This window comes from Tenacibaculum sp. SM2510 (genome assembly GCF_057002845.1).
Genome location: NZ_CP192703.1, coordinates 631826 through 655729 on the forward strand (window position 1 = coordinate 631826; position 23904 = coordinate 655729).

Below are 23904 nucleotides of genomic sequence, written 5' to 3' on the forward strand. Positions count from 1 at the left end.
AAAATGAAATATATAGTGGCTATTTTAGTGTTAATTTTAATGATTTCTTGTAATTCATTTCCCAATTTAAAAGAAGAATTTCCTTGTAAAGAAACTAGTTCTTATGGTAATCTTAAAAAAAATGAAGATGTTAGAAATATGTTTAGTGTGCAGTTTCCAGAAAACTGGAAGGTAAACTTATATTATGATGACACTAAAACATCAATCTATGCTGCCGACACTACTATTAGTGTTACTAAAACAACACTTATAGATGTTACTTTGGTGCATAAAACTGTTTTTTTAGACAATACTTTTAAGCAAAGAATTACTGATGACAACAAAAAAATGGGCTTATCAGAAATTAAAACAAACGATGTAAATATACTTAACAAACCTTCTTATTATAGTTATGCTAAAGGTAAGAAAGGTAATTATTCGTATCATATATTAAATACATTTACTAAAATTAACGTTGATAATTTCTTACATGTTAAAACGGAAGTTTATGGAGATTCTTTAATCGATGAACGAATTTGCAAAGCCCTAAATTTAATCAACAAAACACAACTGAATTAGTTACTTTTGAAACGCATAAAATTATAACAATGAACAAGCAACATATCATCAATCGATTTATAAAATATGTAACTATTGATACCGAAAGCGACCCTAACAACCCTGCTTTTCCGAGCACCGAAAAACAATGGGATTTAGCAAAGGTTCTTGAAAAAGAATTGAAAGAGATAGGAATGGAAGACGTTGATTTAGATGAAAACTGTTACCTAATGGCTACACTTCCTAGTAATTTAAATTATGAAGTACCAACTATTGGTTTTGTGGCACATATTGATACAAGTCCTGATTTTACTGGAGCGAATGTAAAACCGCAAATCCATGAAAATTATGATGGTAAAGACATTATTTTAAACAAAGAGCAAAACATTGTATTGTCTCCTGATTATTTTGATGACTTATTACAGTATAAAGGTCAAACTATTATTACTACTGATGGTACAACGCTGTTAGGTGCTGATGATAAAGCTGGTGTTACCGAAATAGTTTCTGCGATGGAATACTTAATTCAGCACCCAGAAATTAAACATGGTAAAATTAGAGTATGTTTCCCTCCTGATGAAGAAGTTGGTAAAGGTGCGCATATGTTTGATGTTGAAAAGTTTGGTGCTAAATGGGCGTACACTATGGACGGAAGCCAGATTGGTGAACTAGAGTACGAAAATTTTAATGCTGCAGGCGCAAAAATTACTATAAACGGTAAAATAGTTCATCCAGGTTATGCGAAAGGAAAAATGATTAATTCGATGACAATCGCTAGTGAATTAATCAATGCGATGCCAAAAGATGAAGTTCCTGAAAAAACTACTGGTTATGAAGGTTTTTTCCACTTACATCAAATGGAAGGAAAGGTTGAGCAAACAACTTTACAATACATTATTAGAGACCATGATATGGAATTGTTTCAAAACCGTAAACAAGCCATGTTAGATTTAGTTTCGGTAATGAATACTAAACTAGGAAAAGAGATAATTGATATTGAAATTAAAGATCAATATTATAACATGAAAGAAAAAGTAACTCCGGTTATGCACATTGTCGATATTGCTGAAGAGGTAATGCATGAAATGGGAATTAAACCATTAATTAAACCTATTAGAGGTGGTACAGATGGTTCTCAATTGTCTTATAAAGGCTTACCGTGTCCTAACATTTTTGCAGGTGGACACAATTTTCACGGACGTTACGAATACGTACCTTTAGAAAGCATTATAAAAGCTACTGAAGTAATTATTGGAATTGCAGAAAAAATATCGGTTAAATTTAAATAAACTTAATTACATCTAAAAAACTCTAGCGAATGCTAGAGTTTTTTTTATGATATTATCTCCCCCTAAAAGAAAACATCATAAAGATTGAAATAAAACCCCTTATTTTATCTCAATACAAAAATGACACTTTTTTAGTTCATAACTTAAAGGTAAAACACCTTTTATTACACATAACACCCTTAAAAACAACAAACTATTTTTTTACTTATCTATAAACATGTGTTTTTCTGTTTTTTAAACAATATCTTTTTAAGACTCTTAATATTATTTTTTTTTACAAAAAAACAAGATTTGTGTATTTCTTGTAAATAATTTGCTAAAAAAAAATGCTTAGCTACATTTGGCGCTTCTAATAACTAATATAATGAATAGAGAAGAATTAATCAGTTTAGCAAATAAGCATGGTTCACCACTTTATGTATATGACACTGAAAAAATAATACACCAATACAAAACAATTACCACTGCTTTTTCTAAAGTTAAAAACCTAAAAATAAACTATGCAGTTAAAGCATTGTCTAACATTAATATCTTAAAGGTTTTTAATACATTAAAAAGCGGACTAGACACCGTATCTATTCAAGAAGTAAAGCTTGGTTTACATGCTGGTTTTAAACCTAAAGATATTATTTATACACCAAACGGAGTTTCTTTACAAGAAATTGAAGAAGTTGCTAAATTAGGTGTTCAAATTAATATTGATAACCTATCTATACTAGAACTATTTGGACAAAAACATCCTAAGGTACCTGTTTGTATTCGCATAAATCCACATATTATGGCTGGTGGAAATAGTAATATTTCTGTTGGGCACATAGATTCTAAATTCGGAATATCAATTCACCAAGTTCCGCATATAAAAAGAGTTGTTGAAAATACGGGTATGCACATTAACGGTATTCACATGCACACAGGATCTGATATTTTAGATATTGATACTTTTTTAAGAGCTACAGAGATTTTATTTGATGTTGCCAAACAATTCAAAAATATTGATTTTATTGATTTTGGTAGCGGATTTAAAGTGCCTTATAAAAAAGATGATATTTCTACCGATATTATTGAGCTAGGTGAAAAATTATCTCTTAGATTTACTGAATTCTGTAAAGAATATGGTAAGAACATTACTCTAATGTTTGAACCTGGTAAGTACTTAGTAAGTGAATCTGGTTATTTTTTAGCTAAGGTTAATGTTATCAAACAAACAACTTCTACCGTATTTGCGGGTATTGACAGCGGAATGAATCATTTAATTCGTCCGATGCTTTACAACTCATATCATCATATTGAAAACCTTTCTAATCCGAAAGGAAGAGAACGCTTTTATAGTATCGTTGGTTACATTTGCGAAACAGATACTTTTGGTTCGAATAGACGGATTAATGAAATATCTGAAGAAGATATTTTATGCTTTCATAATGCTGGAGCTTATTGTTTCTCAATGACTTCTAATTACAACTCTAGGTTTAAACCTGCGGAAGTTATGATATACAAAGGCAAAGATTATTTAATAAGAAAAAGAGAAACCTTAGATGATATTCTTAAAAACCAAGAAGAAATTAAATTATAAAAAAAACTCTGATCTTTACAGATCAGAGTTTTTCTAAAATATAATCAACCCCTCAATAGATTATATTTTAAAGCACTGTAATAAAATCCCCCGAAAATTCTATTCATATTACAAATATCATCAATTAGATTTAATTAAAAGCAAAGAAAAACCCCTTTTCTGATATACAAACAACAAAAGCACCTATTAAATAGGTGCTTTTGTTGTTTGTATAAATTAATTAGTTATACAGATTAAAATGTATAACGTAAACCAAATTGCATTTGCCAACGTGATAATAAGCTACTATCTGCTCCAAATGTTTCGGTTAACGAAGTATCAAAAGTATATGTTGGCGTATTTGTAGCATCTACAGAAACTCCAACAGGAGATAAGTTATTAGGTTGTTTTACAACTCCCCAATCAGAATTTAACAAGTTTCCGAAATTTAAAATATCTACACTTAATTGTAATGAATTTTTATTGTTAAATATTAAGTCTTGTAAAAACTTAACATCCCAACGGCTTCTCCAAGGAGCTAAAGCACCATAACGCTGCATATAGTCTCCTCTATTCGAATTCATGTAATCATCTTGTTGTATATAGTTTTCAAATGCTGTAGCTTGTTGTTGTGCTGTTTCACCATTTGGTCCTGATGTAGAAAACTGCATCTGTTGTACTTCTGAAGCTGTAGGAACATATAATAAATCATTGTTCTGAAAAGAAGAATCTCCATTAATATTTCCTGCATACGTATAATTAAACCTACCTCCTTTTGCATATTCAAAAAATGTAGATATGGTTGTTGGTGCTTTTTCTCCAAAAAAGTTAAACTTTTTAAATGCTACACCAATTACTCTATGTGTATCACCATATTTAGAAAATGATAAAGCATCATTATTTGCATTACCTGTATTTGGATTAAAATCAAAAGCGTCTCCTGTAATTTCTGCTTCAATAGAGTTTACATCTTTAGCATTTAAGTAATTATACGCCATACTTACATATAAACCGCTATCAAATGATTTTTGAAGTTTTAAAGAAGCATTAAAGATACGTCCTTTATCTGAATTTGTAAATACATAAGCATTATTACCTTTATCTCCCGCTGAATACACTGGTCTGTTATCTCCAGGTGCATTTAAATTTCCTGTAGGGTTTCTTAATCCCCAGTTTTGAACGTGTGCTCCATTAATATCTTTGGTATAAGAAACATCTGCTGTTGCAGTTATACCATTTTCAAATCTGTGATCTACTCCAATATTAGTTCTCCATACTTGTGGCCATTTAAAATCTGGGTCTACCACTTGATAGAAGAAAAAATCTAACCCTTGTACCTGGTTTCCTAACCACACAAAAGGAAAACGACCTGTGAATATACCACTACCTCCACGAACTTGTGTTACTCCCTCTCCTTTAACGTCCCAATTAAAACCAACTCTTGGCGAATATAAGAACCCATTGTTTGGTAATGTTCTAGAATCTATCGTAGTTTCTTTGTTTGTATTAGGGTTAAAATACTGAATTGCAGGATCGAAGGTAAACGGTTTTCTTGTAATGTTTTCGTCTATTTTAGATTGCGTATCAAAATACAAAGGCTTATCTAAACGCAAACCATAAGTTAACTTAAAATTATCATTTACATTCCATTCATCTTGAAGATAAAATGAAAATTGCCCAACATTTGTTTCTGCTAAAGACCAACCTTCTCCTGTAGGTAGCGCATTATTGGTTGCTTCTACATTTTGTGCATTTGCTAAAGCATTTGCTAAATTACCATTATTTACATCTGCCATAAATGCGGCTACATCAGCATATGCATTAAAAGCACCTACTCCATTGAACCCATAAGCACCTAAATTAAATGAATTGTCAAATTCAAATTTCTCAAAAGAAGCCCCAACAGTAAGTGTATGATCTCCTAAAAATATATTTGTATTATTGGTCATTTGAAACACTTTCTGATCTAATTTATTATTAATAGAAAATGGTTCATGACCAGTAATTATATAACTTGAATTATTACCATCTTGAATTGTTATAGCTGGCATTGCTGCCGATAAAGGATCTCTATAATCATCAAAATGGGTATAACCTGATTGAAATTTATTCGTAATTTTTTCAGAAAAGGTTGAATTTAGCTCTAACTGAAATGAACTAATATTGTTGTTAATTTCATATCCTGAGTTTTCGAACTGTAATGTTTGAAAACTTGGACCTCTTCTTTTTATAGCTGTTGGATGCGCTGGATTTTCTTTAGAAGCACTTAAGAAATTATAGATAAAAGCTAATCTGTGATCATCGTTTATGTTTAAATCAAACTTAATAAGTCCTTTCGTAGATTTAGCTCCATATGTAAATCCTTTGTAAGCACCGGTATCATATCCTAAACTAGATAATGCATCGCTAACTAAAATTAAATCTGATTCTAAAACCTTAGATTCATTAATACTAAAATTTCCGTTTCCATCATTAGGAACCCATCCATTGGTACCTAAATCATTTCTATCATCTTTCTCGAAGTTTGCAAAAAAGAATAATTTATTTTTTACAATTGGCCCACCAATACTAATTCCGTATTGAGATTGTTTCAAATCTGGTTTAATTACTTTTTCACCTAAAATACTTCCTCCTGTTAAGGATTCGTTTCTATAATATCCGTAAACAGTTCCATGAAACTCATTGGTACCACTTTTTGTTACTGCATTTACAGAGGCACCTGTAAAACCTGATTGTGTTACATCATAAGGCGCAATAGATACTGATATTTGCTCAATAGCATCTAATGAAATTGGTTGAGAACCTGTTTGACCTCCAGGTGTAGGAGCATCTAAACCAAAAGGGTTATTGAAAATTGCCCCGTCTAACGAAAAATTATTATACTGATCATTTCTTCCTCCAAATGAATTACCGCTTGCCGTTGGCTCTAAACGAGTAAAATCTGATGCTGAGCGAGAAATCGTTGGTAACGTTTTTAACTGTATTGAAGATACACTGGTTTGAGCACCTGTTCTATCGCTATTAAATACTTTACTTTTTGATGATGAAATGACAACTTCTTCCAATTGCTCTCCATCTTCTGATAACTTACCGTTAATATTTGTTGTTTTCCCTAAGGTTAAAAATACGTTATCAACTACTTGAGACTTAAAACCTATATAGCTAAAAGTTATTTTATAAGGCCCTCCTACTCTTAAGTTAGGTATACTATATTTACCATTATCTTGCGCTACTGCACCTGCAACTGTACCTGTAGGAACATGTAAAACAATAACATTAGCGCCAAATAGTGGCTCATTTAGGTTGTCTATAACTGTTCCTTTAATTTTTGCTGTTGTTACTTGTGAAGTAACAGCTAGTGTTAGCAATGTAAAAAACAGTAAGAAAATTTTATTCTTCATTTGTGTGTTGTTTTGTGTTGTGTGTTAATTTTTTTCAAATTTAAACAAAAAAAACCCGCTCATATAGAACGGGTTATCTTTTTTTTAACAAATACTTAACGTTGTTTCTGCTATTCAGCAACAACTTCAAATATGATATCAGCAACTACAGCTCTGTGTAAACGTACAGCAGCGTTATATTTACCTAATCTTTTTACACTACCTCCTGTAACTTTGATAAATTTCTTATCAATTACAGTACCAGCTTTAGCTAAAGCTTCAGCAACATTAATGTTGTTTACTGAACCAAATAACTTATCACCAGAACCTACTTTAGAAGTAATTTTTAATTCATATCCTTTAACAGTTTCAGCTATTTTACTAGCATCCTCTACTAATTTAGCTTCTTTAAAAGCACGTTGCTTTAAGTTTTCAGCTAATACTTTTTTAGCTGAAGAAGTAGCTAATATTGCATATCCTTTAGGAATTAGGCTGTTACGACCATAACCATTCTTTACAGTTACAACATCGTCTTTAAAACCTAAATTTTCTACGTCTTGTTTTAGTATCAATTCCATGTCTCTACCTCTTTATTATTTTAATAAATCACCAACGTATGGCATTAAAGCTAAATGACGAGCTCTTTTAATAGCCTGTGCAACTTTACGTTGATATTTTAATGATGTTCCTGTTAAACGTCTTGGTAAAATTTTACCTTGTGCGTTTACTAAATACATTAAGAAGTCTGCATCTTTATAATCGATATACTTAATACCGTTCTTTTTAAAACGACAGTACTTAGCTTCTTTTTTTGTTTCGATATCAAGCGGAGTTAAGTAACGTACTTCACCTTGCTTATTTCCTTTTGATTGTTGTTCTATTGTAGTTGACGCCATTTCTTACTTTTTTGCAGATTTAACACGTTCTCTTCTTTTTTCAGCCCACGCTTCAGCATGCTTGTCTAACCTTACAGTTAAATAACGCATAACACTATCATCTCTTCTGAACTCTAATTCAAAAGCAGTAATAGCATCTCCAGCTACTTTGTAGTCTAATAAGTGGTAAAATCCACTTTTTTTCTTCTCAATTGGGTAAGCTAATTTTTTTAAGCCCCAATCTTCTTTAGAAATCATTTCTGCACCTTTAGATAGTAAGTAGTCCTCAAACTTCTTTACTGTCTCCTTTATCTGAGTTTCAGATAAAACGGGATTCAAAATGAAAACAGTTTCGTAATGATTCATAATTAAATTGTTTAAAATTTATTTTAAGTTTGCAAATATACTGTTTTTCATCGGGCAAACAATATGTTGCTGTTAAAAATAGCATATGTTTTTTTCGTGCTATTGTAAATAAATTATTGGAATGCAAAAACCTAGAGCATCTAACTTTATTTATTTTGTCTTACCTTTTTTATCGTAATTGTTATTATTGAAGAAATAGTTACAGTAAAAGTTTAAATTAGATGGTTGTGAATTTAAAGGTGTTGCTACGTCTATATGCAATGAAATTAGGCAACCTTGTTATTTCCTGTGCTTTTGAGCTTGAAATTGAAAACCAGTTTACGGATTGACTACAAACATAAACACTAATAATTTTATTAAGACAACATCTTTAGAATGGTATAACCTATTAAAAGATACTTTTAGGAGTAACCTCCTTAGGTAAAATAATTTTATATTTTTCAAAAACCATCTGGATGGAACCAGCACATAACTGGAAATGTTTCTGGTTATTTACGCCAAGAATGGGAAGAAAATAAAAAAGGAGAAGTTTTAAACTTCTCCTTTTTTATTAATTAATATCAAATCGCAATCCTAACGAAAGGTTTCTTGTTTCTGTATTTTTAAACAACGGGTTCAAATCATACTTTGCGTATAACCCGTAACCTTTGTAAGCAAAATAAGCACTCAATCCATAGTTAATAGTATTGGTATTAAAACTGGCTTTTTGAAGTTCTTCGACATTTACTTCTTCAGCATTTTTGTATTCTAAATATTGGCGTGTTCCTAATTTAAAACCAAAGAAACCTCCAAGTCCAAAACGAATAGCTTGATGCGTTCTATCAACAACCTTATTATCCGCGTATTTTTTGTTTTTTGAAAAATCGAATTCTAAATGCATCGGAAAAGTCATTTGCACATGACGCAACCTACTTTCACTTAACTTATTTGGATGCTCAATTAAAACTGTTTCGTTTCCATTTACGGTATGATACATATTATTTTCAGCTCTTAAATTATTCCATAAAAAAGAAACTCCGTATTTAAAGTATGCTTTTGATGGTTGTTGTAAAAGGCGGGTTTTCCATGTAAAACCAACTTCATAAAAATGTGATTGCCAGAATTTATAGACTGAATTATTTAGTGAATTAAACTCATTGTTTGCTAAAACATTATTTACACCCATTGCAAATACAAATTGAGTTGTTGTTCGATTACTTTTTCTATATTTATCCTTCTTTTTATCCTTGTCTGACAAATTTAGTTTAAAAGTTGCTCCTCCTATTTTAAAGGTATTTCTTTCATCAATATCATCATTGCTTACAATCTTTCCTTCAGTTTTATTTTGTACTAATTGTTGCAACATTTGTTCTTGAAAACTTACCTTCTTTTCTATTTGAGAAGCATAATATATCGCTGCTTCCTTTTTTAAAGAAATAGCGGCTGCATTTGTAAGCTCATTTTCTGCTACCTTAAAATTAATTTCTTTTACTTTAAGCTTTAAAGAGTCTTTATGCTCTTTTGTTATTTTATCTATTCTTCTAGATATTTTTTGCACCTCATTTTCAAATGTTTTCACTTGAGAATTGGCAATAGTTGTTACAAACAACACTAATAATAGTATTCTTTTCATCATATAATTTTTAAATTAAACAGTAAAATTGGGTGTTTTTAATAATCGATAATTGATAAGCGCTTATTTGTTTCTATCTGCAATTGCAACAATTACTTCTGACATTTTTGATTTGAATTTTCGCATAAAATTCTGCTTAAAATCAGCTTCTTCGATGTCATATTCTACTTCTGCTAAAATTGTTTCCGGATTTATTTTTAAGTTAGACCTTATCAATTCTTTTTGAATTGTATCCAACATATCTTTTCTTTTTATTTTATAGGTAGCGTAATATTCTTTTACTTCTTGTTCTGAGTGCGTTACAGCAAACAATAAATCATCACTATTAACCTTTATTCTTGATCTTACAAGTTTCTTTTTTTGAATATTTACAACTTGTAAGGTTTCAGTTTCATCATTCACTTTTGTTATTTTTTCCTCCTCTACAGGATTCTTTATTACAGTTGCCATTACATTTTCTGTAATTCTTTTGTGTTTTTCAACTACCTCTTTTTCAATTATTTTTGATGGAACTTCGCTATCTATAACTGTCTTTTCTTGCTTAACAATAGCTTCTTCAATTGGCGATATTTCATGCAAATTAATATCCTTTATTTTCAACCTATCTAAAGAAGCGTTAACTATTGTATTTTCGATATTTACATTATTATCATTGCTTTCATAAAAAAAACCAATACTAATTAACACAGCAACACTAGCAGCGTAGCTTAAATAAAGCAATCGTTTTCTTTTTTTCTTTTGTTGCCCTTTATCCAACTGAACACTCAAGCGTTCCCATGCTGATATGGATGGTTTTATTTCTCGATCCTTTAACTTATCCGCAAAATGTGTATCTATATTATTTTTCTGCATTTTCAATCTGATTCGTTTTTATATAACTTTCTTGTAACCATTTTCGCGCTTTAAATAATTGCGATTTAGAGGTTCCTTCTGAAATATTTAATTTTTTTGATATTTCAGAATGCTTGTAACCTTCGATAGCATATAAATTAAAGACTAGTTTATATCCTTCGGGTAATTTGTCTATTAATTTTTGAATATCCTCTACCGAAGTATTCTCCAAACTTTCGGTAGCTGCATCATTAAAAACAAATTCTTCATCTGTTAATTGAATTGGATTTTTTTTACTCAAATACGTAAGACAGGTGTTTACTATAATTTTACGAATCCAACCTTCAAAACTTCCTTCACTCTTAAACGTATGTAGCTTTGTAAATACTTTTAAAAATCCTGATAGCATTAAATCTTCCGCATGATGTACATCTTTTACATACTGCCTGCAAACACCTAACATTTTAGGTGAATACTGTTTAAACAACAACTGCTGAGCTTCTCTATTCTGCTCACTTGCTCTTTTTATTAATTCAGCTTCTTTTTTATGTAATTGGATAATTTTCAATTCAAATAATTAATTTACTTGTCTACAAATATAAAGACTAGAAGATTGCACAAAAGGTTGCCTAGGAGTAAAAAAAACGCCAACTTTTTTGAAAAAGTTGGCGTTTTAAGTATCATATTGAATGATATATCAGGAGGACTTACATATTATAAAGTCTTATTACCTCTGAATTACACCACAAATATAGCTTTATAAATTAATATTAATTAGGGGAAAAACACTTTATATTTTATAATAAAATGACACCCTTTTTCTCGCGTACTGATTAGTGTTAAATATTTCTTAATAAAACTTGCTCAGTAAAATTCTTTACACTATTTTTATTTTGAAACATATCAAAAAAAAGAGGTTTAAGCGTATGAGTTATAATGCAACGATAGAAGAAGAAAATAAAGAAATAGCCCACAGATATAAAGATTTACTTAAAGGAACATATCAAAAATTATCTGACGATGATAAAAAACTAATACGTAAAGCTTTTGAAATTGCTGTAGAAGCACATTCAGAACAACGTAGAAAAACTGGTGAACCTTATATTTTTCATCCAATAGCTGTTGCTAAAATTGTTGCTTATGAAGTTGGTTTAGGAGCCACTTCTATTGCTGCTGCATTACTTCATGATGTTGTTGAAGATACACACTATACCATTGATGATATGGAACGCTTATTTGGTGAAAACATAGCACGTATCGTTAGCGGGCTCACCAAAATATCTAGCTTAAAAAAAGAACAAGATTACTCGATACAAGCAGAGAATTTTAGAAAAATGCTGCTTACCTTACATGATGATGTAAGGGTCATTTTAATAAAAATAGCCGATCGTTTGCACAATATGCAAACAATGGATTCAATGCCCCCCCATAAACAAGTAAAAATAGCTTCTGAAACTTTATATATATACGCGCCTTTAGCACATCGTTTAGGCCTATACAATATTAAAACCGAACTTGAAGACCTCGGTTTAAAATACACAGAACCTGATGTTTACAAAGATATCTTAATTAAAATAAAAGATAATAAAGAGGAACAACAAAAATATATTGACACCTTTACAGGTATACTTAACGAAGCTTTAGACAAGGAGGGTTTTAAATATGAAATTAAAGGACGTTTTAAATCCATTTTTTCTATTAGAAGAAAAATGCGAAAACAAAACGTAAGTTTTGATGAAGTGTATGATAAATTTGCCATTCGTATTATTTATGAACCAACTTCTGATGATGAAAAATTTGATGCTTGGAAAATATATTCTATTGTAACCGATTTTTTTAAACCTAATCCCGCTCGTTTACGTGATTGGATTTCTCAACCTAAATCAACAGGATACGAAGCCCTACACATAACTGTTATAGGCCCACAAGCTAGATGGGTAGAAGTACAGGTTCGCTCTGAGAGAATGGATGAAATAGCCGAAAAAGGTTATGCCGCTCACTTTAAATACAAACAAGGTGAAGTACAAGAAAACGGACTTGAAGGTTGGTTAAATAAATTAAAAGAAACTTTAGAAAACCAAAGCACAGATGCTGTTGATTTTGTAGAAGATTTTAAACTTAATTTATATGCTAAAGAAATATATGTTTTTACTCCTAAAGGAGATTTAAAATCGTTACCAAAAGGGGCATCTGCTTTAGATTTTGCTTTTTCTGTACATACCGATGTTGGCTTAAAATGTCGCGGCGCAAAAGTAAATGGTAAATTAGTTCCTTTAAGTTACACACTTAAAAGTGGAGATCAAGTAGAAGTACTTACAGCAAGTAATAACAAACCAAATGTACGTTGGCTAGATTTTGTTTTAACCGCCAGAGCGCGTACTAAAATTAAATCTGCTTTAAATGCTGAAGAAAAAACAATTGCAGAAGAAGGTAAAGCTATTTTATTAAGAAAACTGCGTCATTTAAAAATAGGTTCTGGAGAAAAAATAATCAATGAACTTGCTAGTTATTTTGATTTAAAAACCAGTTTCGATTTATTTTTTAGAATCGGTAACGGAGCTATTGACAATACGCAATTAAAAGAATTTGTTTCTCAGAGAAGCGGACTTATTATGGGCTTTATTAAAAGTACCTTTCGTAGAAACCCATCAAGAGGAATTTCTGAAAAAGAAGAAGTTACCCATAAATATGATGCTTTAGTTTTTGGTAAAGACGAACAAACCTTAGATTATACCTTAGCAAAATGCTGCTCTCCTATTCAAGGCGATACCGTTTTTGGTTTTGTTACCATTAATGAAGGTATTAAAGTGCATAAAAACAATTGCCCTAATGCAATTTCTTTACAATCGAACTATGCATACAGAATTATGCCTGCAAAATGGATAGATTCTACCAAACAAGAATTTACCGCAATTATACTTTTATCAGGAATAGACAACAAAGGGATCGTAAATAATATTACTCGTCTTATTTCAAATAGTATGGATGTTTTTATACACAGCATTAATATTTCTGGAGACCATGGTGTATTTGAAGGTAAACTCTCTTTAAGCGTTAAAAACAAAGCGCAATTAAATAAACTAATCGATAGTATGAAAAAACTAGAAGGAGTGCAAAAAGTAGAGCGTGTTAATACATTGTAAATATCATTTTAATATCCTTGTTTTTTTATCAATAAATAACTGTAAATTTGTCCGTCCGTAAATTTTTAAATTATAATGAGTAGTTCAGCCGAAAATCAGGAAATTGTAAAAAAAGTTTTCACTACCTTTTTAGAAGAAAACAAGCACCGTAAAACGCCAGAGCGTTATGCTATTTTACAAGAAATATATGTTGCTGAAGAACATTTTGATATAGAATCTTTATATATTAAAATGAAAAATAAAAACTATCGTGTAAGTAGAGCAACGCTTTACAATACGATGGATTTACTTTTAGACTGTGGATTGGTTCGTAAACATCAATTCGATGGACAGTCAATGGCGCGTTACGAAAAAAGTTATTTCGATAAGAATCACGATCATTTAATTATGACTGATTCTGGCGAAGTAAAAGAATTTTGCGACCCAAGAATTCAAATTATCAAAAAAACGATTGAAGATGTTTTTGATATTGATATTCACAACCACTCTCTTTATTTCTACGGAACAAAACGAAACACAAAATAACAACAACAAACACACTTAATAACACACTAAATGGCAGTAGATTTATTACTCGGATTGCAATGGGGAGACGAGGGAAAAGGTAAAATCGTAGATGTATTAACAGGAAATTACGATATTATTGCACGATTTCAAGGAGGTCCAAATGCTGGTCATACCTTAATTTTTGATGGTAACAAACATGTTTTACACACAATTCCTTCTGGAATTTTTCACAAAACCGCTTTAAACGTAGTTGGTAACGGTGTGGTAATTGACCCTGTTATCTTTAAAAAAGAATTAGAAAATTTAGACGTTCATAAAATCGATTATACATCTAAATTATTAATTTCTAGAAAAGCTCATTTAATTTTACCTACACACCGTTTATTAGATGCTGCTTCTGAAACTTCAAAAGGAAAAGCAAAAATCGGATCTACTTTAAAAGGAATTGGCCCAACTTATATGGACAAAACCGGTAGAAACGGAATGCGTGTTGGAGATTTAGAGTTAGACAACTGGAAAGATAAATATAGAGCATTAACAAAGAAGCATTTAAGCATGCTTGATTATTTTAATGTTCAGGTAGAATATGATTTAGATGAATTAGAAGCTGAATTCGATTTAGGTATCGAAAAATTAAGAACACTTCAATTTATCGATTCTGAAGAATATTTAAACTCAGCAATAAAAGAAGGGAAAACAATTTTAGCTGAAGGTGCACAAGGATCGTTGTTAGATATCGACTTCGGAACCTATCCTTTTGTAACTTCTTCAAACACAACTGCAGCTGGTGCTTGTACTGGTTTAGGAATTGCTCCTAACAGAATTGGTGATGTATTTGGTATTTTTAAAGCCTACACTACTCGCGTTGGTTCGGGTCCTTTTCCTACAGAGTTATTTGACAAAGATGGTGAAGAAATGGCAAGAATTGGTCACGAATTTGGTGCTACTACAGGTCGTGCTAGAAGATGTGGTTGGTTAGATTTAGTGGCATTAAAATATGCTGTTGATGTAAACGGTGTTACACAATTAATGATGATGAAAGGAGATGTTCTTTCTGGATTCAATACCTTAAAAATATGCACATCATATAATTATAAAGGTAAAAAAATAACACATTTGCCTTACAATATCGAACCAGAGAATATTTCAGTAAATTATACTGAATTTAAAGGATGGGAAGATGATTTAACTAAAATGACTACTGCAGATCAGTTACCTAAAAACTTATTGGATTATGTTGCTTTTATTGAAAAAGAAACTGGAGTTCCGGTAACAGTTGTATCTGTAGGACCCGATAGAAAACAAACAATTAATAGATAAATTAAAAAAGGAGCTCTTAAAGAGCTCCTTTTTTTTGTGCTTTATGGTAGAAGAATATTTAGAGAATATAGCTAAGCAATTTAAATCTTATAAAGAGGTAGCCGATAAAACTATAGATCAGTTACAAGAAAAAGAATTGCATTTTAAATATAATGAAGAAAGTAATAGCATCGCTTCAATTATAATACATGTTTCTGAAAATATGTTATCGCGTTGGACAGATTTTTTCACTTCGGATGGTGAAAAAGATTCGAGAGATAGAGATAAAGAATTTGAGTCTCATAATTTATCGAAACAAGAATTACTAGCTAAATGGGAAAATGGATGGAACTGTCTTTTTACTGCTCTAAATTCGTTAAACAAAAATAACTTTGAGCAACCTATTTATATCAGAAACAAAAAACACAAGCTTATAGAAAGTATCACAAGGCAAATAGCACATTACCCATATCATATTGGTCAAATAACTTATGTAGGTAAAATGATTTTAAATGATAAGTGGCAAACAGCTTCTATTGCCAAAGGAAAATCAAAAGAATACATGAAGCAACTATTTCAAGAAAATTCAAAATAAAAAAGGGAGCTCTTAAAGAGCTCCCTTTTTTTATTTCTTTAAAATCTCTTGTCCGAATTTATGACACAAGGCTAATGTTTCATCGACATCATCAATTGTGGTTTTCGGATTTATCAAACACATTCGTAATACTACTTGTTTGTTTAAAATAGTCGTAACCAAGAGTGCTTCTTTAGATTCCATTACTCTTTTAGAAATCTCTTGATTCAAGCTATCAATTTCTTTTTCTGATAAATTTAATCCAATAGGATTATATCTAAAATTAATAATTGCCAAAGTTGCAGGAGATATAATTTCCCATGTTCTACTTTTTCTTAATTGTTTTTCTACATCTTCTGCTAACTTAATATTATAAGTTACAGCTTTCTTAAAAGTATCTAAACCATACGTTTTAATAGACATATAAAATTTTAAAGCTCTAAACCTACGTGTTAATTGAATTCCGTAATCATAAAAATTTATTTCAGATTCATTTCCTTCAATATCACGTAAATATTCTGGTGTTTCGCTAAAAGTACTACTTAACCAAGATGAGTCTTTAACTAATAAACAACCTATTTCATAAGGTTGATAAAACCATTTATGAGGATCTACTGTTAAAGAATCTGCTCTTTCGATTCCTCGTAAAGCTTTTTCTCCTTTTTTTGCTAAAATTGCTGCTCCACCGTAAGCTCCATCAATATGAAACCATAAGTTTTCTTCCTCACAAATATCCGCAAGTTCATCTAACGGATCTACAGTTCCTGTATTTGTTGTTCCTGCAGAAGCTATAAAACAAAAAGGCTGTAACCCTTCTAGCCTATCTTTTGCTATTGCATTTTTTAATTTATTGATGCTTATTCTAAACTCAATATCTGTTGGTAAAATTCGAATTTGTTCTTTTTTAAATCCTAAAACACGAATTGCTTTAATATTAGATGAATGTGCTTGATCTGACAAATAAATAACTGCTTTCGAAAAATCATCACCACATTTAATACGGCGAGCTGTAGCTAGCGCTGTTAAATTAGCCATAGAACCACCACTTGTAAAAATACCTCCTCCTTTTTCAACAGGAAAATTAAACATTTTTAACAACCAGTTCATCGTAACAATTTCTAACTCAGCTGCTGCAGGTGATGCTACCCAGCCTCCAGAAAATATATTAAATCCTGTCGCTAAACTGTCTGCCATTGTGCTAATAAAATTACTAGGTCCTGGCACGAATGAATATGCTTTTGGATGTGAAATAACGGTACTGTTAGGTATTACGTTTTCCATTACAAAATCTAAAACCTCATTAGCATTCATACCTTTATCAGGTGCTTCTTGCAAAAATAAATTATCCATTTCTTTACGTGAAGCAGAAGTAACTGGTTTTTTATCCTCTAATGTATCCCAATGCTCAGCAATAAGGTCTACTATTTTATAGCCATAAGACTTCATTTCTTCTAGAGATAAATCAAAATGGGCGCTCATAAAATTCTTTTTAAATGTTTATGCAAAATTAATCATTATAAAAACGACACTCTCTTATTCTTCTTATAATTTTATTGATTTATTAAGAAATATGGCAGATTCTTTTCATTATTTTTGTTGTCTAAAATATTATTACTTTGAAAAATTTATTTCTTGTAACTTTTTTGTTATTTGCTGTTTCTAGTTATTCTCAAGTAAAAAAAATAAAAATACTCTCAACAGAGTTAAGTACTGCTGATGAAGAAAAATATCCTGGAGCAACGATACTTATAGGTAAAGTAAAGATGGAGCATGAAGGTGCTACTTTAGAATGCAAGAGGGCGTTACTTTTTAAAAAAGAAAATATTTTTAAAGCACTTGGTGAAGTTGTAATCGAACAAGGTGATAGTATTATTCAATACAGTGATTTTGCTATTTATAATGGAGATACTAAAAAAGCAAAATCTTGGGGAAATGTTGAGATTAATGATAAAGAAATGAAACTTACCACAGATACACTTCATTTCGATAGAGTAAATCAACTTTTGTATTATCCTAACGGAGGAACAATTCGCGATAAAAAAAACACGCTAAAAAGTATTAAAGGAACTTATTTTTTAAGGGATAAAAAATTCACAGCAAAATCTAAAGTTACCGTAGTTAACCCTGAAAACAACTTAGAATCTGATCATTTAGAGTATTACACAAATTCTAATCTAGCATACTTATACGGGCCAAGTACGGTTACTAATTTAAAAGATAGTACTAAAATTTATTCTGAAAGAGGTTTTTATGATACCAATACTGATATTTCTTATTTCGTAAAAAACGCCAAGCTGTTTCTAAAAGAACGCACAATATTAGCCGATAGTTTATATTATGATAAACGCAAAGGTTTTGCTTCTGCAACGAACAGAATAAAGGTAATTGATACACTTCAGAAAATGGTTACCAAAGGTAATTACGCCGAATTATATGAAAAGAAAGATTCGCTTTTTATCATCAACAAAGCTGTGGCAATTTCTGTACTCGATAAGGATTCGATGTATGTTGCTGGAGATAAAATTTTACTAACAGGTAAGCCTGAAAAAAGAATTGTTAGGATTTTTAAGAATGTAAAAATTTTTAAATTTGACTTACAAGGAAAATGTGATTCTATTCATACAAGTCAAACCACAGGACTTACACGAATGTTTAACAATCCTGTTTTATGGTCTGGTAAAAGTCAAATTACTGGTGATAGTATTCAATTTATTACTGATAAAAAAACAAATAAACTCGATTCATTAAGAGTCTTACAAAATGCATTTATGATTCAGAAAGATTCCTTATCAGAAGATGATTATAATCAAATAAAAGGGCGAAATATTTACGGTAAATTTCAAGAAAATGATTTGAGAACTATGCTTGTTAAAGGAAACGCCGAATCGTTGTATTATAATAGAAATGATGAATCTCAGCTATTAGAAACAATAACGAAAGAAATAGCTAGCGATATTGAGTTTATTTTAGAAAACAACGATATTATACAAACAAAATACTTTAAAAAATCCGAAGGAAAAACATTTCCTCCGTCTGAGTTCCCATCCGAAGAAAAAAAATTTAAAGGTTTTATTTGGCGAGAAGATGAACAACCAAAAACAGTTGAAGATATTTTTATTAAGGATAAAACTACCAACATCACTTCTCTTGAAAAAAATAATTCTGCAGTAAAAAAAGCTAAAAAACAGTTCTTAAAAGAAACTGTAAAAAGACAGGACTTGAAAAAACCAGCAAAACTGAAGCCTTCTTTAAAATTAAAAAATTTAAAATAACAAGAATTAGTGAAAAACGATTTTTTAAAATATCAAGGACAAACAACTCCTCATCCTTTAGCTATTGAAATTTCTCATGCTAGCGGAAGTTATATATACGATACTAACGGTAAAAAAATGTTAGATTTTGTAGCCGGAGTTTCCGCAAATAGTTTGGGTCATAATCACCCAAAAGTTAACGCCGCTATAAAAAATCAATTAAATTCCTATACCCATGTTATGGTGTACGGAGAGTTTATTCAAAAACCTCAATTAGAACTTTGCAAGGCTTTAGCGAATACGTTGCCTGAAAATTTACCTGCTGTTTATTTGGTTAATTCAGGAACAGAAGCAACTGAAGGAGCTTTAAAACTAGCAAAACGGTTTACAGAAAGAAGTGAAATAATAGCTGCTAAAAACGGATACCATGGCAATACCCAAGGAGCTATGAGTGTTTGTGGTGCTGAACAACAAAATCGTGCTTTTCGCCCGTTAGTTCCTGGTGTTAGATTTATTGAGTTTAATAATGAAATTGATCTAAAAAAAATTACTAAAAAAACCGCTGGTGTTATCTTAGAAACTATTCAAGGTGGCGCAGGTTTTATAGAGCCTAAAAACGATTATTTATCAAAAGTAAAAGAACGTTGTAAAGAGGTTGGGGCTTTATTAATTTTAGATGAAATTCAAACCGGTGTCGGACGTACAGGAAAATTCTGGGGATTTGAAAACTACAATGTTGTTCCTGACATTATTATAGCCGGTAAAGGTTTAGGTGGCGGAATGCCAATTGGTGCTTTTATTTCATCTTTTGATGTGATGAGTTGCCTTAAAGAAAACCCTAAATTAGGGCATATTACTACTTTTGGCGGACATCCTATTATTGCTAGTGCTGGCTTAGCAACCGTAAAGGAAATTACAGAAACAAATCTTATAGAAGAAACATTAAGAAAAGAAAATTTAATAAGAGATAAGTTTAAAAATCATCCTACTGTTAAAGAAATTAGAGGACGTGGATTAATGTTGGCTTTATTAGTTGAATCGCCTGAAATTGCATCAAAAATTATATTAAATTGTTTAGATAAAGGATTAATTTTATTCTGGTTACTTTTTGAAGGAAGCGCTATAAGAATCACACCTCCATTAACTATTTCTGATGAAGAAATTAACGAAGGCTGTGATCTGATATTAAGTGAACTTAATAGCTTTTAAAACTAACGAGAAAGCTGGTTTACATTATGGAGAAAATATAAAAGTAAGACATCATATAAAAATAACGTATTAAAAAACTAGCTAAAACAATAGTTTTTAAACTAAAAATTCAAATAAATTAGGTTTGTCATTCAGATATTCTCCGTAAAAATTAAGAGTTTTCATTCTTGTTATTAAAGGTGCTAAATCTTCTCTTTTTTCTAGCTCAATTCCAACGACTGCGGGCCCGTTTTCCCTGCTTGTTTTTTTAGAATATTCAAAATAAGTAATATCGTCATTCTTTCCTAAAACATCAATTACAAATTCTTTTAATGCTCCTGCACGTTGCGGAAATCGAATAATAAAATAATGCTTTAACTGACTATACAATAAGGCTCTTTCTTTTATTTCTGCTGTTCTTGTAATGTCATTATTACTACCACTAATAACGCAAACAACATTTTTATCTTTAATTTCTTCCGAAAAAAAATCTAAAGCTGTTACTGTTAAAGCCCCAGCAGGTTCTACAACAATGGCTTCTCTATTATATAAATCTAAAATGGTCTGACATACTTTTCCTTCAGGAACTGTTATCATATCATATAAATTTTCTTTACAGATATCAAAAGTTAAATTCCCTACTTGCTGTACAGCTGCTCCGTCGATAAACTTATCTATTATTTCTAGCTTCACATTTCTATTCTCAGAAATAGATGTTTTCATCGATGGTGCTCCTGCTGGCTCTACGCCTATAATTTTTGTATTCGGAGACAGTAATTTAAATACACTCGATAATCCTGAAGCCAATCCTCCCCCTCCTACAGGAACAAATACGTAATCTATAGGAGTTTTAGATTGATTGATAATTTCTAGACCTACTGTTGCCTGACCTTCTATAATTTTTTCATCATCAAACGGATGAACAAATGTTTTACCTAAAGTATCACATACATGTTTTGCAAACTTATATGCATCATCAAAAGTATCTCCAGATAATTCAATATCAACATAAGCGTCACCAAACATCTTAACTTGTTCTACTTTCTGTTTTGGTGTAGGAGCTGGCATTACAATTGTACCATGAATTTTAAGCTTCTTACATGCAAAAGCAACTCCTTGCGCATGATTTCCTGCACTTGCACAAACAATTCCCCTACATCGTTCTTCTTCAGTTATTGAACTTATTTTATTATAAGCTCCTCTAATTTTATACGATCTAACTTGCTGCAAGTCTTCTCTTTTTAAAAAGACATTCGCTTTAAATTTTTCTGAATAAATATAATTTTTCAATAACGGAGTTTCTATAGCTACATCTTTCAATCTAACTACAGCCTCCTCTATTGCTTTTATTGTCGGTCTATATATTGTTTGTATCTGCATATTTTAATGAAAAACTACTCCTTCTTTTTCTTCTTCTTTACTTATTGTTTTCATTGCTATCATTGAACTCCTTAATGTTTTCCCTATTTTCTCAACAGGATGACTACGTAAAGCTTCATTTACCTGAATCAACGCTAAATTGTCAACCTCGTTAGAAGATGAATATAATTCACCTATAACAGAAGTGTCTATTTTTTTCATAAAATTAACCAATAATGGTTTTGCTGCGTGATCGAATAAATAACAGCCATATTCTGCAGTATCTGAAATAATACGATTCATTTCATATAACTTCTTTCTTGCTACAGTATTTGCTATTAATGGCAATTCATGTAATGATTCATAATATGCTGACTCTTCTTTAATTCCAGATGCTACCATTGTATCAAATGCTAACTCAACACCTGCTCTTACAAAAGCAATCATTAAAATACCATGATCGAAATACTCTTGTTCAACTACCTCAACTTCTGTCGCTTCTGTTTTTTCAAAAGCAGTTTCACCTGTTACTGCTCTCCATGACAATAAATTAACATCATCATTTGCCCAGTCTTCCATCATTGTTCTTGAAAAATGACCCGACATAATATCATCCATATGTTTAACAAACAAAGGTTTTAGTAATACTTTCAATTCTTCTGAAAGTTCAAATGCTTTTATTTTAGCTGGATTTGACAAACGATCCATCATATTGGTAATTCCTCCGTGTTTTAACGCTTCTGTGATTGTTTCCCAACCATATTGAATTAATTTTGAAGCATACGTAGGTTCAATTCCTTCTGATAACATTTTATCAAAAGATAAAATAGAAGCTGTTTGTAGCACGCCACATAAAATAGTTTGCTCTCCCATTAAATCAGACTTCACCTCAGCTACAAAAGAAGACTCTAAAACACCTGCTTTATGACCACCGGTTGCAACTGCGTACGCCTTTGCTTGTGCCCATCCTTTATTTTCTGGATCATTTTCTGGATGTACTGCTATTAATGTTGGCACACCAAAACCTCTTTTATATTCTTCTCTTACTTCAGTACCAGGACATTTAGGGGCAACCATTATTACTGTTACATCTTCACGGATTTTCATTCCCTCTTCAACAATATTGAACCCATGAGAATACGATAATGTCGCACCTTTTTTTAATAAAGGCATTACTGTTTTAACAACTCTTGTGTGTTGCTTATCTGGTGTTAAGTTTAAAACTAAATCTGCTGTAGGTATTAATTTTTCAAATGAACCAACATTAAAATTATTTTCTGTAGCATTTTTATAAGAAGCTCTTTTTTCAGCAATAGCTGCGGGTCTTAATGCATAAGAAATATCTAAGCCTGAATCTCTCATATTTAAACCTTGATTTAATCCCTGAGCTCCACAACCAATAATAACAACTTTCTTATCTTTTAATACCTTTACTCCTTCAGAAAATTCTGATGAGTCCATAAATCTACATTTTGCGAGTTGTTCTAATTTCCCTGCTAATGATAGTGTATTGAAATAATTTTTCATTTTTATATTTTTTTATTGCCTTTACGAAACACTTCTTTATATCTATTTTTAATAAGAATACTTCGTTCCTTTCGTAATGACGTTCTTGTTTTTTAGTTATTTATTGATAATAAGGTTGATATTTTCATTTCATCTTTGGTAATTGCAATACGTCCTGATCGAACAAATTGCATAATTCCATGCTTATCTAATGTGTGATATAACTCTTCTATTTCTTCTTTATTTCCTGATTTTTCAAGCACAAAAAAATCTTTATTTATATTAATCACTCTAGATTTACTGCTATTGATAATCGTTTGAATTTCATCATTTACAATTAAAGATTCAGAACTTAATTTGAACAAGCATGATTCTTGATAAATAGTATCCTTATCTGTATGATAATAAGCTTTTACAACCTCTACCTGTTTTTCTATTTGCCCTACAATCTTTTTTATTTGTTCTTCTGATACTTTTACTAAAAGTGTAAATCTTGAAACACTTTTTATTTCTGATTTAGAAATATTCATGCTTTCAATATTAATATTCCTTCTTAAAAATATTCCTGAAATCCTATTCAACAATCCTACATTATTTTCTGTATAAACCGAAACGGTATATGTTTGTTTATTCTCCAT

Annotated in this window: 20 protein-coding genes; 9 read left to right on the forward strand and 11 right to left on the reverse strand. The window is 30.8% G+C overall.

Going from position 1 to position 23904, the window contains the following annotated elements; translation table 11 throughout:
* The first annotated feature begins 3 nt into the window (after nucleotides 1–3).
* The 3 genes from ACQ629_RS02750 to lysA all read left to right on the forward strand — a co-directional run bounded on the left by ACQ629_RS02750 (nucleotide 4) and on the right by lysA (nucleotide 3396).
* Nucleotides 4–558 (forward strand): hypothetical protein, encoded by a 555-nt coding sequence (locus ACQ629_RS02750; protein WP_483706435.1) that lies wholly within the window; start codon nucleotides 4–6, stop codon nucleotides 556–558.
* Nucleotides 559–587: 29 nt separating this feature from the next.
* Nucleotides 588–1826, forward strand: a complete 1239-nt coding sequence (gene pepT, locus ACQ629_RS02755) for a peptidase T (protein ID WP_483706436.1) — start codon at nucleotides 588–590, stop codon at nucleotides 1824–1826.
* Nucleotides 1827–2190: 364 nt separating this feature from the next.
* Nucleotides 2191–3396 carry a diaminopimelate decarboxylase gene (gene lysA, locus ACQ629_RS02760; protein ID WP_483706437.1) on the forward strand — a complete coding sequence of 402 codons (1206 nt, stop codon included), beginning with the start codon at nucleotides 2191–2193 and terminating at the stop codon, nucleotides 3394–3396.
* A 233-nt stretch (nucleotides 3397–3629) separates the two neighbouring features.
* On the opposite strand, the gene ACQ629_RS02765 is transcribed toward lysA, so the two are convergent.
* The 7 genes from ACQ629_RS02765 to ACQ629_RS02795 form a co-directional block, all read right to left on the reverse strand.
* Entirely contained in the window at nucleotides 3630–6776 is a 3147-nt protein-coding gene (locus tag ACQ629_RS02765) for a TonB-dependent receptor (RefSeq protein ID WP_483706438.1), read from the reverse strand.
* Nucleotides 6777–6886: 110 nt separating this feature from the next.
* Nucleotides 6887–7333 carry a 50S ribosomal protein L9 gene (gene rplI, locus ACQ629_RS02770; protein WP_483706439.1) on the reverse strand — a complete coding sequence of 149 codons (447 nt, stop codon included), beginning with the start codon at nucleotides 7331–7333 and terminating at the stop codon, nucleotides 6887–6889.
* A gap of 15 nt (nucleotides 7334–7348) precedes the next feature.
* Nucleotides 7349–7651: a 30S ribosomal protein S18 gene (gene rpsR, locus ACQ629_RS02775; protein ID WP_483706440.1), complete on the reverse strand. Its 303-nt coding sequence runs from the start codon at nucleotides 7649–7651 to the stop codon at nucleotides 7349–7351.
* 3 nt (nucleotides 7652–7654) lie between these two features.
* A complete protein-coding gene (gene rpsF / locus ACQ629_RS02780) occupies nucleotides 7655–7996 on the reverse strand; it encodes a 30S ribosomal protein S6 (RefSeq protein WP_101044420.1) in 342 nt (113 codons plus the stop codon).
* A gap of 550 nt (nucleotides 7997–8546) precedes the next feature.
* Nucleotides 8547–9608: a hypothetical protein gene (locus ACQ629_RS02785; protein WP_483706441.1), complete on the reverse strand. Its 1062-nt coding sequence runs from the start codon at nucleotides 9606–9608 to the stop codon at nucleotides 8547–8549.
* Between the two features lie 63 nt (nucleotides 9609–9671).
* Nucleotides 9672–10466, reverse strand: a complete 795-nt coding sequence (locus ACQ629_RS02790; protein ID WP_483706442.1) for a hypothetical protein — start codon at nucleotides 10464–10466, stop codon at nucleotides 9672–9674.
* The gene (locus ACQ629_RS02795) at nucleotides 10447–11007 is read right to left on the reverse strand and encodes an RNA polymerase sigma factor (protein ID WP_483706443.1); all 561 of its coding nucleotides are present in this window, start codon (nucleotides 11005–11007) and stop codon (nucleotides 10447–10449) included. The genes ACQ629_RS02790 and ACQ629_RS02795 overlap by 20 nt, the downstream gene beginning before the upstream one ends.
* 358 nt (nucleotides 11008–11365) lie before the next feature.
* Between ACQ629_RS02795 and ACQ629_RS02800 the strand changes: the two genes are divergently transcribed.
* The 4 genes from ACQ629_RS02800 to ACQ629_RS02815 all read left to right on the forward strand — a co-directional run bounded on the left by ACQ629_RS02800 (nucleotide 11366) and on the right by ACQ629_RS02815 (nucleotide 15983).
* Nucleotides 11366–13582, forward strand: a complete 2217-nt coding sequence (locus ACQ629_RS02800; protein WP_483707148.1) for a RelA/SpoT family protein — start codon at nucleotides 11366–11368, stop codon at nucleotides 13580–13582.
* Between the two features lie 75 nt (nucleotides 13583–13657).
* Complete coding sequence (locus tag ACQ629_RS02805) at nucleotides 13658–14107, forward strand: Fur family transcriptional regulator (protein ID WP_483706444.1); 450 nt, start codon at nucleotides 13658–13660, stop codon at nucleotides 14105–14107.
* 30 nt (nucleotides 14108–14137) lie between these two features.
* Nucleotides 14138–15409 (forward strand): adenylosuccinate synthase, encoded by a 1272-nt coding sequence (locus ACQ629_RS02810; protein WP_483706445.1) that lies wholly within the window; start codon nucleotides 14138–14140, stop codon nucleotides 15407–15409.
* Between the two features lie 43 nt (nucleotides 15410–15452).
* Nucleotides 15453–15983 (forward strand): DUF1572 family protein, encoded by a 531-nt coding sequence (locus ACQ629_RS02815; RefSeq protein WP_483706446.1) that lies wholly within the window; start codon nucleotides 15453–15455, stop codon nucleotides 15981–15983.
* 30 nt (nucleotides 15984–16013) lie between these two features.
* Here the strand turns inward: ACQ629_RS02815 and ACQ629_RS02820 are convergent, their stop codons facing one another.
* Nucleotides 16014–17441 (reverse strand): pyridoxal phosphate-dependent decarboxylase family protein, encoded by a 1428-nt coding sequence (locus ACQ629_RS02820; protein WP_483706447.1) that lies wholly within the window; start codon nucleotides 17439–17441, stop codon nucleotides 16014–16016.
* Nucleotides 17442–17578: 137 nt separating this feature from the next.
* On the opposite strand from ACQ629_RS02820, the gene ACQ629_RS02825 reads away from it, so the two are divergent.
* Together ACQ629_RS02825 and ACQ629_RS02830 are read left to right on the forward strand one after the other, a co-directional pair.
* Complete coding sequence (locus ACQ629_RS02825) at nucleotides 17579–19234, forward strand: OstA-like protein (RefSeq protein WP_483706448.1); 1656 nt, start codon at nucleotides 17579–17581, stop codon at nucleotides 19232–19234.
* 9 nt (nucleotides 19235–19243) lie between these two features.
* The gene (locus ACQ629_RS02830; RefSeq protein ID WP_483706449.1) at nucleotides 19244–20422 is read left to right on the forward strand and encodes an aspartate aminotransferase family protein; all 1179 of its coding nucleotides are present in this window, start codon (nucleotides 19244–19246) and stop codon (nucleotides 20420–20422) included.
* Nucleotides 20423–20518: 96 nt separating this feature from the next.
* Here ACQ629_RS02830 and ilvA read toward each other — a convergent pair whose 3' ends face one another.
* The 3 genes from ilvA to ilvN form a co-directional block, all read right to left on the reverse strand.
* Complete coding sequence (gene ilvA, locus ACQ629_RS02835) at nucleotides 20519–21781, reverse strand: threonine ammonia-lyase (RefSeq protein WP_483706450.1); 1263 nt, start codon at nucleotides 21779–21781, stop codon at nucleotides 20519–20521.
* Nucleotides 21782–21784: 3 nt separating this feature from the next.
* Nucleotides 21785–23287, reverse strand: a complete 1503-nt coding sequence (gene ilvC / locus ACQ629_RS02840) for a ketol-acid reductoisomerase (RefSeq protein ID WP_483706451.1) — start codon at nucleotides 23285–23287, stop codon at nucleotides 21785–21787.
* A 92-nt stretch (nucleotides 23288–23379) separates the two neighbouring features.
* On the reverse strand, nucleotides 23380–23904 hold the full coding sequence (gene ilvN / locus ACQ629_RS02845) for an acetolactate synthase small subunit (RefSeq protein ID WP_483706452.1): 525 nt from the start codon (nucleotides 23902–23904) through the stop codon (nucleotides 23380–23382).

Excerpts from the sequence above, each read along its gene's own strand:
- ACQ629_RS02750 (WP_483706435.1), top strand. The coding sequence starts at position 4 with ATGAAATATATAGTGGCTATTTTAGTGTTAATTTTAATGATTTCTTGT.
- pepT (WP_483706436.1), top strand. The coding sequence starts at position 588 with ATGAACAAGCAACATATCATCAATCGATTTATAAAATATGTAACTATT.
- lysA (WP_483706437.1), top strand. The coding sequence starts at position 2,191 with ATGAATAGAGAAGAATTAATCAGTTTAGCAAATAAGCATGGTTCACCA.
- ACQ629_RS02765 (WP_483706438.1), bottom strand. The coding sequence starts at position 6,776 with ATGAAGAATAAAATTTTCTTACTGTTTTTTACATTGCTAACACTAGCT.
- rplI (WP_483706439.1), bottom strand. The coding sequence starts at position 7,333 with ATGGAATTGATACTAAAACAAGACGTAGAAAATTTAGGTTTTAAAGAC.
- rpsR (WP_483706440.1), bottom strand. The coding sequence starts at position 7,651 with ATGGCGTCAACTACAATAGAACAACAATCAAAAGGAAATAAGCAAGGT.
- rpsF (WP_101044420.1), bottom strand. The coding sequence starts at position 7,996 with ATGAATCATTACGAAACTGTTTTCATTTTGAATCCCGTTTTATCTGAA.
- ACQ629_RS02785 (WP_483706441.1), bottom strand. The coding sequence starts at position 9,608 with ATGAAAAGAATACTATTATTAGTGTTGTTTGTAACAACTATTGCCAAT.
- ACQ629_RS02800 (WP_483707148.1), top strand. The coding sequence starts at position 11,366 with ATGAGTTATAATGCAACGATAGAAGAAGAAAATAAAGAAATAGCCCAC.
- ACQ629_RS02805 (WP_483706444.1), top strand. The coding sequence starts at position 13,658 with ATGAGTAGTTCAGCCGAAAATCAGGAAATTGTAAAAAAAGTTTTCACT.
- ACQ629_RS02810 (WP_483706445.1), top strand. The coding sequence starts at position 14,138 with ATGGCAGTAGATTTATTACTCGGATTGCAATGGGGAGACGAGGGAAAA.
- ACQ629_RS02815 (WP_483706446.1), top strand. The coding sequence starts at position 15,453 with ATGGTAGAAGAATATTTAGAGAATATAGCTAAGCAATTTAAATCTTAT.
- ACQ629_RS02820 (WP_483706447.1), bottom strand. The coding sequence starts at position 17,441 with ATGAGCGCCCATTTTGATTTATCTCTAGAAGAAATGAAGTCTTATGGC.
- ilvA (WP_483706450.1), bottom strand. The coding sequence starts at position 21,781 with ATGCAGATACAAACAATATATAGACCGACAATAAAAGCAATAGAGGAG.
- ilvC (WP_483706451.1), bottom strand. The coding sequence starts at position 23,287 with ATGAAAAATTATTTCAATACACTATCATTAGCAGGGAAATTAGAACAA.
- ilvN (WP_483706452.1), bottom strand. The coding sequence starts at position 23,904 with ATGGAGAATAAACAAACATATACCGTTTCGGTTTATACAGAAAATAAT.